Source organism: Gilliamella sp. Choc4-2 (assembly GCF_001690355.1).
In the GTDB taxonomy this organism is placed as follows: Bacteria; Pseudomonadota; Gammaproteobacteria; order Enterobacterales; family Orbaceae; genus Gilliamella; species Gilliamella apicola_A.
This window is the reverse complement of record NZ_LZHG01000033.1, coordinates 142,857-159,379: the sequence shown is the minus strand read 5'-3', so window position 1 is coordinate 159,379 and position 16,523 is coordinate 142,857. Positions and strand designations below refer to the sequence as shown.

The window sequence follows — 16,523 nt, the reverse complement described above, 5'->3', positions numbered from 1 at the left end:
GTTTTCCTAAATGTTTTAATCGTATCAGAAAGCTCGGCTATAAATGGAATCATAAACGGGTATATCGGGTGTATTGTGAATTAAAGCTTAACCTCAGGGTAAAGCGTAAAAAACGTATTCCTCTACGATGCCCGGAAAGGTTATTAGTCCCCAATAAACAAGGTGAATGTTGGTCAATGGATTTTATGAGTGACAGTAGTCGTAATCAACGTCGCTTTAGAACATTCAATGTCATCGATGACTTTAATCGTGAGGCGTTAGGGATTGATATTGCAGTAAGCTTACCAGCAGGAAGGATTACCCGTTACTTAGATAAACTGGCCGAATATCATGGATATCCATTAAAAATACGAGTTGATAATGGACCAGAATTTACAGGAAAAACCTTTATAAACTGGGCTAAATTACATGATATAACCATTGATTATATAAAGCCCGGTAGCCCTTATCAAAATGGTTACATTGAACGATTTAACCGGACTTATCGAACTGAAGTGTTAGATTTATATCTTTTTAACAACCTAGCGCAAGCAAGGAGAATAACCGAAGAATGGCTAACGATTTATAACACCGAAAGACCGCATGAGGCGTTAAATAACATGACACCGATTGAGTATAAAACACTAAAACAAGCAGCTTAATTTTCTACGTGAGTTGTGTGCTAAGTTTGGGGCATTTACAGTGCCAGTCTTCAACTTCAAAATTATAGACTTTTTTCTTAGTATAAAGAAAGTTTTGTCTTTTTACGCGGTACTATTTTTTATTTTTGGTTTGTATGTGGTCTTGTTCGGTGAGGTCGGCGGCATCTTTCCAGCCTTGTTTGGTGTAGAAGGGGTGTTCGGCGGTGGTTTCTATGGTTTCGCCTTCCAGTTCTATTTGTACGGTGGTGTCTATCTGTTTGCGGATTATGGCGGTTACTTTTTTTAGGCTTATTTCGCCACCGGTTGGGTTTTGCGACCATACCCGATCTCCCTCGCGTATTTGTTCTATTTTTTTTATGCCTTGCTGTGTGTGAACAGGCGTTCCGGCCGGGAAACAGGCGAATACTCATACTTTGCCGTATCGTATGGCTATGTCGTCGGCTTTTTTGGCAAGGGCTTTGGCTGCTACTTTAGCACTTGCTTTGGTTAGCAGTTTTCCGCCTGCGGTTAGGGCGGCTTTACTTATTTTGGATGCTGCCTTACCTACTTTACTGGCCGCTTTGGCCAGTTTTGCTGTTTTTACTGCTGCTGAAGCGGCATTTCCTGCGCCAAATGAAAATAAACCTCCTATATCTAGTGCTAAAAAGGCTGCGCTCAATCCAAATCCTACCCAGTCTCCTTTAATTCCTGAACGTACCATACCGACCACACCGCCTGCAAAGGGTACTATTTCTACTGCATCCCACCAACTTAAGCCTTCTTCTTCTTGCGGTGGGTCTTCGGCGTTTTCTTCGGTCAGTTTATCTAAGTCTTCTCGGCTTACGGGGATTTGTCCGCTGGTTATAAATTCTATTTTGCCGCCCAAACTGCACGGTAAGGTGCTTTTATAGAGTAGGGTTTGGTTGCCTTTGACTTTTACTTTGTAGGTGTCTTTCCATTCTAACGGAACCGGTACGCAAGGTTGTTGCGTTTTTTGACATATCCCAAATGCGGGTATATTGGTTATTGGGATTTTATCGGCGGCGGTGCAGACTTTACATCCGTTTATTTATTCTAAAAAGCTAAGGTCTATTCCATAAAATGAATTATTTATACAAGCTAAGGGAGTTTCTCCTGCTAAGATTGTCACATAATATTGTTGATGATTAAGGCTTGAAAAGGCATATTCAGCCCATTTTTTAGGATTTTTAATTAACTCTAATTCTTCTTTGAATTGTTTTTTTAGTAAATATAAACACGAGCAATATCTTCAAAATACCTACCGATAAAGATCGGCAGGTACACGTTAGATTATTTTAGGTGGTTTGCTGATTTTAATATCGCTATCAATAATTCCCAATAACGATAAACACTTTGAATGTTAACTTTTTCATCTGGTGAATGCGGTGAAACAATCGTTGGTCCAATTGATATCATATCCATATTTGGGTAACTTTGTTTGAATAAACCACATTCAAGACCTGCATGAATCACCATTATTTTTGCTTGCTGAGAAAAAATTTCGTGATATTTATCTTTGGCTAATTTTAGTAGTTGTGAATCTAAATTAGGTTCCCATCCTGAATAACCACCGCTTATTTCATAATTGGCATCTGCTAATTGACTAAGTGATGTCAATGTTGATACAACCGCATCTTTAGCACTATCGACTTGAGAACGAATTAGAAAATGGGCATTAAGTTGATTGTCCTCAATACTAACAATACCTAAATTGAGCGATGTTTCAACCACACCATGAAGTTGATTACTCATTCTAACTACACCATTAGGCGCTGAATTTAACCAGCTTATAATTTTATTTTGATGTTCTGTAGTTAATACGCGTTTTACTTTGTTTGATTCAACCTCCGATAACGTTATTTCGATAGCAGGCTCTACATGACCTAACTCATTGTGTAAAATTGTTTGATATTGTTTAACAATGGCTTCTAATTTTGGCAGATCTTGTTTATTTAGTGTAATTTCAATAAAGGCTTCTCTTGGGATTGCATTACGTAGTGAACCACCTTTTATATCAGCTAATCTAAACGAGATATCTTGTGCATATTGCGCTAAAAAGCGAGCCATCAATTTAATTGCATTACCACGACCAAGATGAATATCACAACCTGAATGTCCACCTTTTAATCCTTTAAGTGAAATATTCATATAACAATCATGCTTTTCTGGCATTACTGCATAAGTAACGGCAAAGGTTGTAGTAAAGTCAACGCCGCCAGCACATCCTGTAAATATTTCGCCTTCATCTTCAGAATCAGTATTAATTAGATAGTGACTTTTTAACCAATTAGGTTGTAAACCAAAGGCACCGTGCATCCCAGTTTCTTCTGATACTGTTATCAATACTTCAATCGGTCCATGTTCAACAGCAGGATCGATTAAAACGGCTAACGCAGATGCTAACCCAACGCCATTATCAGCACCTAATGTCGTTCCTTTGGCTTTTACCCATTCGCCATCGACATAAGCTTGAATTGGATCAGTTAAAAAGTCGTGACTAGTACCTTCATTTTTTTGTGGCACCATGTCCATGTGAGCCTGTAATGCAATTGATGGGCAGTCTTCCATACCTTTGGTAGCAGGTTTACTTAACAAAATATTACCTACTTTATCAAGTTTGCAATCAATACCATGAGTATTAGCAAAATCGACAATATATTTAGTTATCATTTGTTCATGGTGAGATGGGTGCGGAATTTTACAAATATCATTAAAAATCTGCCAAACAAATTTAGGCGTTAAGGTAGAAAGCATAATATAACCTCAATATTAAGTATGTAATAAATTAATGAGTGGTTTTTTTTATTGAATCACATTATAATAAGGTGCAATTTTACATCTATTTTTAGTTCATTAATATTTATTTATTCATACAATCGATTAAAATTGCAGGTTACTCAATGTCAACAGATCAAATTTTATTAACAGAAGAAGAAATACAAGCCAAAAAACAACATAAGGCAGAGCTTATTGCTGAAAAGAAAAAATTCAATGTTACTTGGGAAATGTTGCAATCCTATGGGCGCCAACTTTCTGAGCGCTTATTACCTGCAAATCAATGGAAAGGTATTATTGCCGTTAGCCGTGGTGGATTAGTGCCTGCTGCTATCTTAGCCCGAGAATTAAGTATTCGCTATGTCGATACTGTTTGCATTTCAAGTTATGATCATGATCACCAAAGAGAAAAATTAATATTAAAACAAGCTAATGGCGATGGTGAAGGTTTTATTGTTGTTGATGATTTGGTCGATACTGGTAATACCGCTCATACTATCCGTGAAATATACCCAAAAGCTCACTTTGTTACTATTTTTGCAAAACCTGCTGGCAAACCACTTGTTGATGATTATGTTGTCGATATTGCACAAGATACTTGGATTGAACAGCCATGGGATACAGGAGTCATGTTTGTTAAACCTATTAGCGATCATAAATAATTGATAAGGAAGTTAAGGTTGTTATGGCAACTACCGAAAATCTAACTGAACAGATATTTAAACCACAATTTGATTATCCTGAAACTTCAACACTTATCAATCGCATTGATAATAGTAATGGTAGTAGCATTAGCACCCTAGATGGGGAAATTGACTTCAGATGGTATCGAATTATTAATCCCATTTTATGGCATTGGCGTGGATTACCCAAATTAGAGGCTGAAGCGGTTTTATCAAAAATTGCCGCTTCAACTCGAATCCACACAAATGATACCTGGCTAGACACTGTTGTTGGTTATCAATCTGGCAACTGGACCTATGAATTTTTAAATCAAGCGGCAGTATGGCAAGCTAAAGCTGAATCAATTGATGAAGCAAATCTTATAGATGAAAATAAAAATAATTTACACAATTATTATCTTATAGCCAGCATATATGCAAGTATTGCTAGTTATCCTCATTTTAAAAATGACCAGCTAGCAATGTATGCCCAAACATGCGCTTATCAATATTATGCAAAAGCTCTTCAATTTTCGCCATTTTTGATAAAAGAACTGGAATTTAAAGTCGATAATCGTAGTGTCAAAACAATTTTACATTTACCAAAATGCGAAGGGACTTGCCCTGTTGTGTTGATTTGTAATGCGTTAGGCAATTTGCAGATCGATTATTATCGTTATTTTAGTGAATTTTTAGCGCCGCATGGATTTGCCATGCTAACTGTTGATCTACCAACTGTTGGTTATAGCCGTAACTTTGCTTTATCACAAAATAGTAGCCAAATTCATCAAGCTATATTAGAGCAGTTGTCTTCTGTTCCATGGATAGATGATCATCGGATTATTGTTGCTGGATTTAGGTTTGGTTCGCATATTGCTACACGCTTAGCTTATTTGATGCCAAATAAAATAAAAGGCGTATTTAATTTTACTCCGTTTATTCATCAAATCTTTGTTGATAAAGATCTGCAAAAAAATCTACCGAATAGTTATAAAGATATGTTAGCTAGCCGTTTGGGATTACCTTCAATATCCAACCAACAATTGGCAGCAGAATTAAATTATTTTTCACTAAAAAATCAAGGACTTTTAACTCATTCTTGTCATGTGCCTGTTATGAATATCCTCTTTAAGGGTGATAAGTTAAGTGATCTTTGTGAAGCAAAATTAATTCATTCAATCAAACAAAATAAAGTAATAACTGTACCTAAAACACAGTTACAAAAAAGTTTGCATAAGGCGTTAACACAATCAGTAAATTGGATGAAGTCTGTTATATAACGTGAAAAAATAAGAATATGCTATGACTATTAAAAAACAACAAACCCTAGTTGTTAAATTAGGTACCAGTGTACTAACAGGTGGAACGAAACAACTTAATCGAGCACAAATAGTTGAGTTGATAAGGCAATGCGCAAGCCTACATCAAGATGGGCATAAAATTATCATTGTTACATCTGGTGCAATTGCAGCAGGACGTGAATATCTTAACTTCCCTTCTCTACCTAATACCGTTGCTTCAAAGCAATTACTCGCTTCTGTTGGACAAAGTAAGCTTATTCAACTTTGGGAACAGCTATTTTCTATCTATAAGATCTATATTGGTCAAATGTTACTTACCCGTGCAGACCTTGAAGATCGTGAAAGATTTTTAAATGCACAAGACGTTTTAAAAGCAATGTTAGTTAATCATATCATTCCAATCATCAATGAAAATGATGCTGTTGCAACCGCAGAAATTAAAGTTGGCGATAATGATAACTTATCAGCGCTAGCTGCCATTTTAGCCGAAGCTGATAAGTTGATTTTATTAACTGATATTGAAGGTCTTTATACAGCCGATCCAAGAGCTGATAAAAGTGCCAAGTTAATTCATGAAATTGATCATATTGACGATAATTTACGAAGTATCGCCGGAGGTAGTGTTTCAGGGTTAGGTACGGGTGGGATGAGCACAAAATTACAAGCAGCTGAAGTAGCTGGAAGTGCAGGTATAGAAGTTATTATCGCTGCAGGAAATAAACCAAATGTTATTATTGATATTGTCAATAATAAACCTATTGGAACACATTTTTTACCACAAAAAACACCACTAGAACATCGTAAACACTGGTTGTTTGGTGCACCAAAAGCAGGCAAAGTGTTATTAGATGATGGTGCTGTTAATGCAATTTTAAATAATGGTAGCTCGCTATTACCTAAAGGGATTATCAGCGTAGAGAAAAATTTTTCTCGCGGTGAAGTTATTGATATTTGCGATAAATTTGGCAAACCCTTTGCGTGCGGTGTTAGTCGTTATAATAATGATGCTTTAAGGCAAATTGCAGGGCATCATTCGCAAGAAATTAGCAAAATTATTGGCTATGAATATGGTCATGTTGCTGTTCACCGTGATGATATGTTAATTAATTAAGTAATAAACAATAAGGAAAGAAAATTATGGAATTAGCTATTGTTGGTATAATTGCCAATTGGTTGGCAGTATTTTATATTAATGTTTCATTAAAATATGATGAGGCATCTCAGATACTTTTACCATTGGTTATTATTTTTGCTTTGGTTGCTACTATAGGATTAATTATTACAACACATAATAAAAAAATTGGAGGTATATTAATCATTATAGGTAGTATTCTTTTTGTACCGTTAGGATTAATTGGTGTTCTCGGTGGAAGAAAAATTATAAGTCAAGAAAATGCAAAATCTTTAGAAGAAAGACGTCATTTTTAGAACATAAAAAGATATTACAACAACATATAGGATAAAAAAAATGGAATCAAAAAATCAAACCATTAAACAATTTTATGCACGACATTTGGCAATGTTTGGTATTGTCTTTTGTATCATTGCTATCATAGCAATGTTAGTCATATCTCCAAAATTCGGGTATAACATTGCACCGTTACTATCTATACTAGTTATATCAATTTTGCAATATTTTATGGTATATATTACCATTGGTGAAGATTTTATTACATTCAGACCAGCACTAATAAGAAGCAATATAAACGTGCTTTTCGATGAAATCAAATCTATTAGATATGAGCCTAAAAAAGTATTTATAGAATACTGTAATAAAATAACTAAACAGGAATCTACTTTAAAGATATCTTTAAGTGTTTTAGATAATGACACAAAAACAGAGTTTTTAAACACTTTACATACAGTTTTAAAAGATAAAGAGTCATAAATTGATGCTTATTAGAGCAAAGAAGTACTGTTCTTTGCTCTTATTTTTATTCATACAGTAATACTTAAATAGAAAAATATTATTGTTATATCCTACTTAGATTTTATTTCTTTACAAGAAACGTATACTTTTGATATCTATCATCGGCATTAAGAGATGAATAAAATGTAGAAAAACACCAAGTAAATAATGAAATAAAAATTTTTTGGCAAATTTCAATATAATATTAACGTTATGCAAAAAATTATTTTATAAAAAATACCACTTAGCAAATAGAATTGTAAAAAATAAACTTTAGAGGCAACAATAATGTTACAACAAATAGGTAAAGCGGCCAAGCTTGCTTCATATCAATTGGCACAATGCCCTACTTCAACTAAAAATAAAGCTTTAACTATTATTGCTGATTTATTAGAAGAACACAGTGCAACAATTCTTGCCGCTAATAAGGAAGATATTAAATTGGCAAAAGAGCAAGAGTTAAATGAAGCAATTCTTGATCGATTATTGTTAACCCCCAAACGACTATCATCTATCACCAATGATGTCCGTAAAATCATTTCATTAACTGATCCTATTGGTCAAATCATTGATGGTTCTACTTTAGAAAACGGCTTGAAGTTACACCGTCACAGAGTGCCGCTTGGCGTTATTGGTGCGATTTACGAAGCTCGACCAAATGTAACAATTGATATTGCAGCTCTTTGTTTAAAAACTGGCAATGCCGCAATACTTCGCGGGGGTAAAGAAACAATCAATACTAATATGTCCACAATTTCTGTTATCCAAAAAGCGTTAAAGCAAGTTGGTTTACCTCAAACAGCTGTCCAATGTATTAATAATCCTGATCGTAAATATATCCATGAGTTACTTAAACTCGATAAGTATATCGATATGATTATCCCCCGGGGTGGTGCATCTTTACATAAATTATGCCGTGAGCATTCAACAATACCCGTCATTACTGGTGGTATTGGAGTCTGTCACATTTTTATTGATGAAAGTGCTAATTTTGATAATGCTCTACCAATTATTGCCAACGCCAAAACTCAGCGTCCAAGCACTTGTAATACGCTTGAAACGTTACTAGTCCACCGAAATATTGCAGAGCAGTTTTTACCAAAACTTTGTCAGGTCATGGCAGATAATAACGTCGTATTACATACCGACCAAGACTGTTATGACATATTAAAAACAGGTAATGCAACTATCCTACCAGTAAAAAATGAAGAATTACAGCAAGAATGGTTATCAAAAGATTTAAACGTGATCATTGTTGATTCACTTGAGCTGGCTGTAGAGCATATCCGCAAATATGGTACGGGTCATTCAGAATCCATTCTCACGCGTAACTTGCTTAATGCAGAACAGTTCGTAAATCAGGTTGATGCAGCTGCAGTTTATGTCAATGCATCAACACGTTTTACTGATGGTGGGCAATTTGGATTAGGTGCAGAAGTAGCAGTTAGTACACAAAAACTACATGCACGCGGACCAATGGGGCTCGAAGCTTTAACTACCTATAAATGGATAGGTTATGGAGACAATTTAATTCGTCAATAATAAGATTCTGTTTAATATAACTGTTCGAGCATTCCGAACAGTTTTTTATGCTTAACCAAACTAATCAAAATTACGCATTAATAATGCATAATTTAAATCGATTTCTTCAGGAATTGGAATATAAACAATATGTCCATCACCTAAACCAGCAGGAACAGGTTGTCCTTTTTTGTTTTCCATTCGCTCAATCGTGAAAGTTTTATTACCCTTCGGTGTCATAATTTCAACGCTATCTCCAACAGAGAATTTATTTTTTACGATAACTTCAGCCAACCCATTTAATCGTTTACCAGAAAACTCACCAACAAATTGCTGCCTTTCCGAAACTGAATGGCTATGTTCGTAGTTTTGCATTTCTTCATGCTTATGGCGACGTAAAAATCCTTCCGTATACCCTCGATGAGCAAGTGCATTAAGCTCTTGTAACAAGCGAGGATCAAAAGGCTTACCTTCACTCGCAGAATCAATAGCTTGGCGATACACTTGTGCTGTTCTTGCACAATAATAAAAAGATTTAGTTCTTCCTTCAATCTTGAGCGAATGGACACCAATTTTTGTTAAATCATCAACTAGTTCCACTGCTCTTAAATCCTTTGAGTTCATAATATATGTACCATGCTCATCTTCATAAGCTTGCATATATTCACCTGGGCGACCTGATTCTTCAAGCATAAATACTTTACTAGTAGTTTGACCAATTCCTAATGTTGGTTCAACTTGTTTTACCGAGATTGGTTCACATTTATGTATAATTTGCCCCACTTCGTCTTCTTTACCCTCAGCAACTTTATATTCCCAACGGCAGGCATTAGTGCATGTTCCTTGATTTGAATCACGCTTATTAATATAGCCCGAAAGCAAGCAGCGCCCAGAATATGCCATACACAATGCGCCATGGATAAACACTTCTAACTCCATTTCAGGAACTTTTTCACGGATTTCAGCAATTTCATCAAGTGATAATTCACGCGATAAAACGACTCGAGTTAATCCCATTTGATGCCAAAATTTTACTGTTGCCCAGTTAACAGCGTTCGATTGTACAGATAAGTGAATTTCCATATCAGGAAAATGTTCGCGAACTAACATGATTAAACCTGGATCTGACATGATGAAAGCATCAGGTTTCATATTTACAATGGGTTCTAAATCACGAATAAAAGTTTTGAGTTTAGAATTATGAGGAGCAATATTAACTACCACATAAAACTTTTTGCCTTGAGCATGGGCTTCGTTAATACCAATTGCTAAATTTTCATGATTAAATTCATTATTACGAACCCGCAAACTATATCTAGGTTGCCCTGCATATACCGCATCAGCCCCATAGGCAAACGCATAACGCATATTTTTTAAAGAACCGGCAGGAGAAAGTAATTCTGGTTTAGCATATAAAAGTGTCATCAAAAATGCCTCTGATTTCAAGTCAGTATTACATATTAAGTAATAGGTTAAGCAAAATAGAGGGCATTTTACGCTTTAGAATTTTGATTGGCAAATATATATTATCAAAGCAATCAAAGTATCACCATATTTAGCTTTATTTAAAAGCAAAGCAAATAAATCAGCTATTATCAGCATAGCAAATGTTTATAAGCCTACTGCACTAAAAGTTAATAAATATCTTATTGTATAAAGACAGAAAATTAAATTATAGATAAAACATTTATTGCAAATAATTTAATCAGCATTATTAAGTAAAGGTAAATATTCACTCCAGCGATATTCCCTAATAGGCATAGGTTTAGCCCCATTAAAATATAAAACTAATGCCGGTTTAATGTTATTCCAATTATCTACAAATTCATACCGAATAAGACAACCTTTTTTTATTAGATTCTTTGCTTTCGCATGATAATTAAAATAGCTCATAGCCTATCTCAATAAACTAAAAAATAAATATTAAAAACATGTTGAAATATTTAAAGTTAATATAAATCGTTAATATACAATATTTGATTAATGACAAATTCGCATAAAGTGATTATAAGATTATTCTAAATAAAGATTATTAAAATGGAGGCGCGTCCCGGAATCGAACCGAGGTAGACGGATTTGCAATCCGCAGCATGACCACTCTGCCAACGCGCCGTATAGAGCGTTCTATATGAATAGGTTGCAAATATTAGCATTGGCTTATTAAGAGGTCAAGGTAAAATAGATTATAATTACATCAGTCATATTTGAAATTGAAATTTATTTAATCATTCCAAGGTTATATGGTAATTAATCATACTAATTTTAGTATTGATAAAAAATTTTAACTGCAGTTAATATGATATGCCACCTCAATTTACACAAAATAACGACATTTTATTGTGTTGAAGGATGTCTATAAATCTATGTAATATCATTGTTATTCGCAAAATCACTAGGAAATAAATAAACACCACTTAGAAATGGAAAATTGATTGATTGCCAATTAACATTAAAATCGGGTTGAAATTTGATAATGGAATCAAAAAGTAACGTTGTACAATAAAGATGCAGCTCTTCACGAGGGGGTTAATATGAAAGCTTCCCCTTGTTTTGTTAAAAGATCACTAACAATTTGTTACTGTTGCTTATTAGATATAAAATTAGGTTTCGCTATAGCATATGTTTCGGCTAATCCAGGCGTTATAAACTCAGCTAAAGTTGATACAATATTAGCTTTTTTAGATTCTTTGAAAGAGTAATCTATATTTGCTATAACATAGCTATTTTATTTAAGATTAATTAGCCAGTTACCATCAGCCTTAATCACTGATATGTTTTTTTCATCATTAGTATATTTTACGGGTTCAGATTTGACTTTATCAATTCCACCATGTTCATCAGCAAATTGTTTACCTCGCTGTAGTACTTCTTGTATTTTTCTTTTAACGAACATTCGCATATCCATACCTTTATTATCATTATCTTTAGGAAAATTTATAAGATTCATAAGTATCTGAATCACCTTTGTAGATTGCTGTAGTAAATTTTTTTGCTACTTGTTCAGGAGAATCATTATTGGAACATGCAGTTACCATAAACCCTAATAAAATACACTTAAAAATTTCATTATCAATTTAAATTATAATTAATATATTACATAAACTCCCTTTGGTAAAATAAACAACATCAAAGGAAATAAGTTAAATAATACTAGGTAATCAAATAATTACAAAGTAATATGGAATAATGACTACTATTTAAAATTTAAAAGGATATCTTGCCAACTTTGATCTAATTTAGCTTCAATAACTATTGGTTTATGTTGGGTTGGATGTGTGATTTCAAGTTTGCTTGCGTGTAACATCAATCGTTTGATATTAAAATAAGTTGCAAATGCACGATTCTGATGTAAATCACCATGTTTGCTATCCCCCAATATCGGATGGAAAATATGTTTCATATGGCGACGTAGTTGATGTTTACGGCCTGTTTGTGGTTTTAATTCAACAAAACTATACCTTGCTGTTTCAAATTTGCTAACCTTAATCGGAACTTCAATTTTGCTGATAGATTTGTAAAATGTGACTGCATCTTGTGCTGATTTATTCTTATTAGAAAATTTATCTGCAATTTTATCTAATTCTTCAACTAAAGGGTAATCAATCACCGCTTCCCCCTCAACATAACCGCGCACAATCGCATGATACGTTTTTTCAATTTGTTTTTTTGCAAATTCTTCTGACATAATTCTTGCTACATCACTAGAAAGAGCAAACAACAAAACACCAGAGGTTGGTCTATCTAGCCTATGTATAGGGAATACATGTTGACCGATTTGATCACGCAATGTTTGCATCACAACAACTGTTTCATTTTTATCTAACCAACTGCGATGCACAAGCCAACCAGATGGTTTGTTAATGGCAATTAAGTCATCATCTTGATAAAGAATTTCAAACATAGAATATTTATTAAAATATCAATTATAAAAAGAGCTCTTCAAGCTCTTTAGCTATACTAGGGCCATTATTATCGCCAATGGCATAATTTGCTTTGGCTTTCACTTCATCATCAGCATTACCCATCGCAATCCCTAATCCAGCAATAGATAACATACTTATGTCATTATAACTGTCACCAAAAGCGACTATTTCGCTTAAATCAATATTTTCGTGCTCTGCCCAGTGAGTTAACCCATTTCCTTTGGTATTTCCTTTAACTGCTACATCTGCTCGATTTGACCAAGACCATTCACACGAAAACACTCCTAAGGAATCAACTGCATTTGAAAATTGTTGTAAAGCAGGTATATCATGGCTACTAGTAGCAAATTTAAATATAGCACCAGCTTCATCAATCAATTTCTCAAAGTTGTCAATTTTTTTGATCTCTGGTTGTAAAAATAAAGGTAAGGATTTTACCCACTTGAAAAACCCTTCAAGGTGATCATCAAGCACTTCATAAACCATCATTTTATCGGTATAAATTAAAGTATGAATGCCAAACTTATTGACTAAATTTAACAATATTTTAGCTTGTTCTTTAGTCATTGGTTTTGCAGAGAAAGTTTTCTGCCTTTCAAAATCATATAAATATGAGCCATTACAACATATCGCAGGCGTTGCTAATTTAAGTTGATAGTAATAAGGATAAATCACTGAATGATGACGCCCTGATACCAAAATAACTTTAACACCTTTAGCACTGATTTTTTCGATCATATCAATCGTTTCAGGCAAAACTAGACGGTTACTGGTTAATAGCGTACCATCCATATCAAAGGCAACAGCTTTATACTTCATATCAGACCTCGTTTCCTAACTCAATATACCAATAAAACATTTAATATCTTCAATCATTGAATGATAAATTTATAACAAACAAAAGTAATAAAATTCAAATTAGAATTCAATTTTTTGGCGACCTACAAACGAGTGCGATAACGTTGTTCCATCCACCATTTCTAATTCACCACCGACCGGCACACCATGAGCGATACGGGTTGCAATAACATTAAACTCGAAACACATTTGCGCAATATAATTTGCTGTTGCATCACCTTCTATGGTCGGATTGGTAGCCAATATGATTTCATTAATTGATTCAGAAGCCAATTTATTTTTAAGCAAATCCAAACCAATATCGCTTGGTCCAATACCATCTAATGGCGATAAGTGTCCCAATAACACAAAATAACGGCCACTATATTGCCCTGTTTGTTCAATAGCAACAATATCAGCAGGTGTTTCAACCACACAAAGTTGTCCACTACTTTGGCGACGAACATTGGCACAAATAGTACAAATATCTTTTTCTGTAAAAGTTCTACACTGCTGACAATGACCGATATTAATCATTGCTTCATGAAGCACATGCGCTAATTTGATGCCACCTTGTCTATTACGTTGTAATAAGTGAAAAGCCATTCGCTGTGCAGATTTGGGACCAACGCCCGGTAAACAACGGAAAGCTTCCATGAGAGATTCTAATAAAGGACTAATTTGCATAAATTTGTTTATTTATCATAATAAATAGAGTTAGCACTAATAATACCTTTTTTCAAGCTTCTATAAAACAAGAATTACACAACTTCTTAACTTATATGTATATAAAATTCTTAAACACATTTAAATATTTTAATAACGATAACCTAATCCATGAATTGTTTTGATTAATATAGGATTTAAAGGATCTACCTCAATTTGTTTGCGTAACTTTGAAATATGCTGATCAAGAGTTCGGCTATTTGGTGAATAATCATATCCCCAGACATAATCAAATAACATATCACGAGTAACAACTTGATTTTTATTTTTATAAAAACACTCCAGTATTTTAATTTGGCGTAGAGAAAGCTCTATAATTTGTTCACCACGTTTAGCACATAACTCCATAGGTTCAATCATTAAATCCCCAAAAATAAAGAATTCATTTATTGTTTGTTGTGGATATTGCGACTTTAAATAACGCTTTGCAATCGCTTTAATTCTGGCACGAAGTTCATGAATACCAAATGGTTTATTCATATAATCATCAGCACCAAGCTCGAGCGCAACGACACGATCAATTTCTTCATCTTTTGCTGATAAAAACAGAATTGGCACATCATCATTTTGTTTACGAATTTCACGACAAACACTGTAACCATCAAGTTCAGGCATCATAATATCTAAAATAATAAAATCAGGTTGATGCTGCTCAAATAATTCTAACGCAAATTTACCATTTTCAGCTTCAATAATAGTGTATCCTTCTTGTTCTAAAAGATCAGACATACCCCTACGGATATTTTGATCATCTTCGGCAATTAAAATTTTCATTTTTACTCCGATAAAATTAATGAAAAGGCAATGCCAGGCTCCTCATTAGTTACCTCAATTGTGCCACGCAATTGCAATGCTAATTGGTTCGCGATGGTTAACCCAATTCCGGTTCCAGAAACTCCTTCAGTTATTGAAGAATCGATACGATAAAAAGGTTTAAAGATCTGTTTTAAAAGATGATTTGGAATACCATCTCCATAATCTCGTACTGTAATAACTGTCTGTTTTTCTTCCTTATTAAGTAACAAGTCTACTTTTTTACCGTCCGCTGCATATTTTTCAGCGTTGCTTAAAAAATTACTGACAATTTGCATCACCTTGTCTTCATCAGTATTAATAACATAATCCTTATCACAATTAATAATCAAATTAAGCTGTAATGATTTTGTATCTAAAATCGGCTTAAATGTGTGATAAATTCGCTCTACTAACCCAGCTAAGTTAACTAGTTTGACATTAAGTTTAGTCTGCTTATTAAAGTTAAGCACATTTTGTACAAGCCTTGTAAGCCTTTTACTTTCACTAAAAATGACATCTAGATAAGTTGGAATTGGCTCGGGTTCATCAACCAACTGTTCTTTTAACATTTCAGAGTAAAGCGTGATATTGGTTAAAGGTGTTTTAAACTCATGAGACACCTGCCCAACAAAGCTGACTTGTTGTCTGGCTAAACGAACAGTTCGAGTATAATCTCGATAGGCATACCAAACAATTCCTACAATGAAAGTAACAAATATAACCAGAGCCCAACCACCTAACCAATATAGATTAACAATCTTTGGTGATGAGTAATAATAAGTCAATTGCCAATTTTGTAATGGATAATCAAGCATCACATTGATATTGTTAGCAGAAGGCAACTCACCATTAACATAAATTTGTTTATCCCCATCAAACAATTTGAAATTATCTATAATTGGCTGATTTTCGAATAAACAAATAACATCTAATGAAAAGTTAATTAGTGAAAGCTCAAAACCTCTAATAGTATCCCTTTGCTTTGACCAAAAAATAAGATAGCCATAAGATTGATACCAACCAGAAGTTGGCTGAAATAGTTCACTTGAGGTATTAGGACTAAATAAAATAGAATTATCATACTGTATCGACTCAACAATTTTAATCCATTGCAAGTCTGTATTATTACTTAAATAAATAATTTTATTACGATGAATTTCGAATGCATTTTTGATATCTGGTTGTGATGCCAATAAATTATCAAAACTATCGGCATTTTTTTCCAAAAGTTGAAACAAGCTAGTAAGATAAACCAAACGTTGATTAAACAACGATTCAATTGATGATTTTATATTATCGACTCGGCTTTGTGCTAACATTTTTTCATGATTTTCACGCATAAAGACTTCATGTTCAATGCTACGCCAACCTAAATAAATAAAAGCTGCAATTAATATAAAAATAGATAGAATCGCTGCTAATTTCTTCATCGT

17 protein-coding genes, 1 tRNA gene and 1 pseudogene are annotated in these 16,523 nt (G+C 33.9%); 7 read left to right on the top strand and 12 right to left on the bottom strand.

Annotated elements, in window-relative coordinates; translation table 11 throughout:
* On the top strand, window positions 1-641 hold a 641-nt coding region (locus A9G34_RS05350), incomplete at its 5' end, for an IS3 family transposase (RefSeq protein ID WP_141670346.1).
* 112 nt (window positions 642-753) lie between these two features.
* On the opposite strand, the gene A9G34_RS11120 is transcribed toward A9G34_RS05350, so the two are convergent.
* From A9G34_RS11120 to A9G34_RS05335, 4 genes and pseudogenes are all read right to left on the bottom strand, one after another.
* Window positions 754-981: a polymorphic toxin-type HINT domain-containing protein gene (locus A9G34_RS11120; protein ID WP_442902685.1), complete on the bottom strand. Its 228-nt coding sequence runs from the start codon at window positions 979-981 to the stop codon at window positions 754-756.
* Window positions 982-1,047: 66 nt separating this feature from the next.
* Complete coding sequence (locus tag A9G34_RS10970; protein WP_255306766.1) at window positions 1,048-1,341, bottom strand: hypothetical protein; 294 nt, start codon at window positions 1,339-1,341, stop codon at window positions 1,048-1,050.
* Between the two features lie 141 nt (window positions 1,342-1,482).
* Window positions 1,483-1,689: pseudogene (locus A9G34_RS11115) on the bottom strand (PAAR-like protein); the annotation flags it as partial.
* Window positions 1,690-1,931: 242 nt separating this feature from the next.
* Window positions 1,932-3,395 carry an aminoacyl-histidine dipeptidase gene (locus A9G34_RS05335; RefSeq protein ID WP_065569135.1) on the bottom strand — a complete coding sequence of 488 codons (1,464 nt, stop codon included), beginning with the start codon at window positions 3,393-3,395 and terminating at the stop codon, window positions 1,932-1,934.
* Between the two features lie 146 nt (window positions 3,396-3,541).
* Between A9G34_RS05335 and gpt the strand changes: the two genes are divergently transcribed.
* From gpt to proA, 6 genes are all read left to right on the top strand, one after another.
* On the top strand, window positions 3,542-4,078 hold the full coding sequence (gpt, locus tag A9G34_RS05330; RefSeq protein WP_080715877.1) for a xanthine phosphoribosyltransferase: 537 nt from the start codon (window positions 3,542-3,544) through the stop codon (window positions 4,076-4,078).
* Between the two features lie 23 nt (window positions 4,079-4,101).
* Window positions 4,102-5,358, top strand: coding sequence for an alpha/beta hydrolase (locus A9G34_RS05325; protein WP_065569134.1), 1,257 nt, complete (start codon window positions 4,102-4,104; stop codon window positions 5,356-5,358).
* 28 nt (window positions 5,359-5,386) lie between these two features.
* Window positions 5,387-6,490, top strand: coding sequence for a glutamate 5-kinase (proB, locus tag A9G34_RS05320; RefSeq protein ID WP_065569148.1), 1,104 nt, complete (start codon window positions 5,387-5,389; stop codon window positions 6,488-6,490).
* A 26-nt stretch (window positions 6,491-6,516) separates the two neighbouring features.
* Entirely contained in the window at window positions 6,517-6,807 is a 291-nt protein-coding gene (locus tag A9G34_RS05315) for a hypothetical protein (RefSeq protein ID WP_065569133.1), read from the top strand.
* Window positions 6,808-6,847: 40 nt separating this feature from the next.
* On the top strand, window positions 6,848-7,267 hold the full coding sequence (locus A9G34_RS05310) for a hypothetical protein (protein ID WP_065569132.1): 420 nt from the start codon (window positions 6,848-6,850) through the stop codon (window positions 7,265-7,267).
* 309 nt (window positions 7,268-7,576) lie between these two features.
* Window positions 7,577-8,830, top strand: a complete 1,254-nt coding sequence (proA, locus tag A9G34_RS05305) for a glutamate-5-semialdehyde dehydrogenase (protein ID WP_065569131.1) — start codon at window positions 7,577-7,579, stop codon at window positions 8,828-8,830.
* A 60-nt stretch (window positions 8,831-8,890) separates the two neighbouring features.
* On the opposite strand, the gene trhP is transcribed toward proA, so the two are convergent.
* From trhP to A9G34_RS10580, 8 genes are all read right to left on the bottom strand, one after another.
* Complete coding sequence (trhP, locus tag A9G34_RS05300; RefSeq protein WP_065569130.1) at window positions 8,891-10,234, bottom strand: prephenate-dependent tRNA uridine(34) hydroxylase TrhP; 1,344 nt, start codon at window positions 10,232-10,234, stop codon at window positions 8,891-8,893.
* Between the two features lie 613 nt (window positions 10,235-10,847).
* Window positions 10,848-10,921 (bottom strand) — tRNA-Cys (locus A9G34_RS05290).
* A 613-nt stretch (window positions 10,922-11,534) separates the two neighbouring features.
* A complete protein-coding gene (locus A9G34_RS05285) occupies window positions 11,535-11,756 on the bottom strand; it encodes a hypothetical protein (protein WP_065569129.1) in 222 nt (73 codons plus the stop codon).
* Between the two features lie 246 nt (window positions 11,757-12,002).
* Entirely contained in the window at window positions 12,003-12,710 is a 708-nt protein-coding gene (truC, locus tag A9G34_RS05280) for a tRNA pseudouridine(65) synthase TruC (RefSeq protein ID WP_051825185.1), read from the bottom strand.
* A 22-nt stretch (window positions 12,711-12,732) separates the two neighbouring features.
* Entirely contained in the window at window positions 12,733-13,551 is an 819-nt protein-coding gene (locus A9G34_RS05275; protein ID WP_065569128.1) for a pyridoxal phosphatase, read from the bottom strand.
* 99 nt (window positions 13,552-13,650) lie between these two features.
* Entirely contained in the window at window positions 13,651-14,256 is a 606-nt protein-coding gene (gene recR / locus A9G34_RS05270; RefSeq protein WP_065569127.1) for a recombination mediator RecR, read from the bottom strand.
* 129 nt (window positions 14,257-14,385) lie between these two features.
* Entirely contained in the window at window positions 14,386-15,069 is a 684-nt protein-coding gene (locus A9G34_RS05265) for a response regulator transcription factor (RefSeq protein WP_034945419.1), read from the bottom strand.
* A 2-nt stretch (window positions 15,070-15,071) separates the two neighbouring features.
* Window positions 15,072-16,520: a sensor histidine kinase gene (locus A9G34_RS10580; RefSeq protein ID WP_065569147.1), complete on the bottom strand. Its 1,449-nt coding sequence runs from the start codon at window positions 16,518-16,520 to the stop codon at window positions 15,072-15,074.
* Window positions 16,521-16,523 lie beyond the last annotated feature (3 nt).

Coding starts and splice junctions, on each gene's coding strand:
- A9G34_RS05310 (WP_065569132.1), top strand. CDS start 6,848: ATGGAATCAAAAAATCAAACCATTAAACAATTTTATGCACGACATTTG.
- recR (WP_065569127.1), bottom strand. CDS start 14,256: ATGCAAATTAGTCCTTTATTAGAATCTCTCATGGAAGCTTTCCGTTGT.
- trhP (WP_065569130.1), bottom strand. CDS start 10,234: ATGACACTTTTATATGCTAAACCAGAATTACTTTCTCCTGCCGGTTCT.
- A9G34_RS05285 (WP_065569129.1), bottom strand. CDS start 11,756: ATGAATCTTATAAATTTTCCTAAAGATAATGATAATAAAGGTATGGAT.
- A9G34_RS10580 (WP_065569147.1), bottom strand. CDS start 16,520: ATGAAGAAATTAGCAGCGATTCTATCTATTTTTATATTAATTGCAGCT.
- gpt (WP_080715877.1), top strand. CDS start 3,542: ATGTCAACAGATCAAATTTTATTAACAGAAGAAGAAATACAAGCCAAA.
- A9G34_RS05335 (WP_065569135.1), bottom strand. CDS start 3,395: ATGCTTTCTACCTTAACGCCTAAATTTGTTTGGCAGATTTTTAATGAT.
- A9G34_RS05315 (WP_065569133.1), top strand. CDS start 6,517: ATGGAATTAGCTATTGTTGGTATAATTGCCAATTGGTTGGCAGTATTT.
- A9G34_RS10970 (WP_255306766.1), bottom strand. CDS start 1,341: ATGGTACGTTCAGGAATTAAAGGAGACTGGGTAGGATTTGGATTGAGC.
- A9G34_RS05265 (WP_034945419.1), bottom strand. CDS start 15,069: ATGAAAATTTTAATTGCCGAAGATGATCAAAATATCCGTAGGGGTATG.
- truC (WP_051825185.1), bottom strand. CDS start 12,710: ATGTTTGAAATTCTTTATCAAGATGATGACTTAATTGCCATTAACAAA.
- proA (WP_065569131.1), top strand. CDS start 7,577: ATGTTACAACAAATAGGTAAAGCGGCCAAGCTTGCTTCATATCAATTG.
- A9G34_RS05325 (WP_065569134.1), top strand. CDS start 4,102: ATGGCAACTACCGAAAATCTAACTGAACAGATATTTAAACCACAATTT.
- A9G34_RS05275 (WP_065569128.1), bottom strand. CDS start 13,551: ATGAAGTATAAAGCTGTTGCCTTTGATATGGATGGTACGCTATTAACC.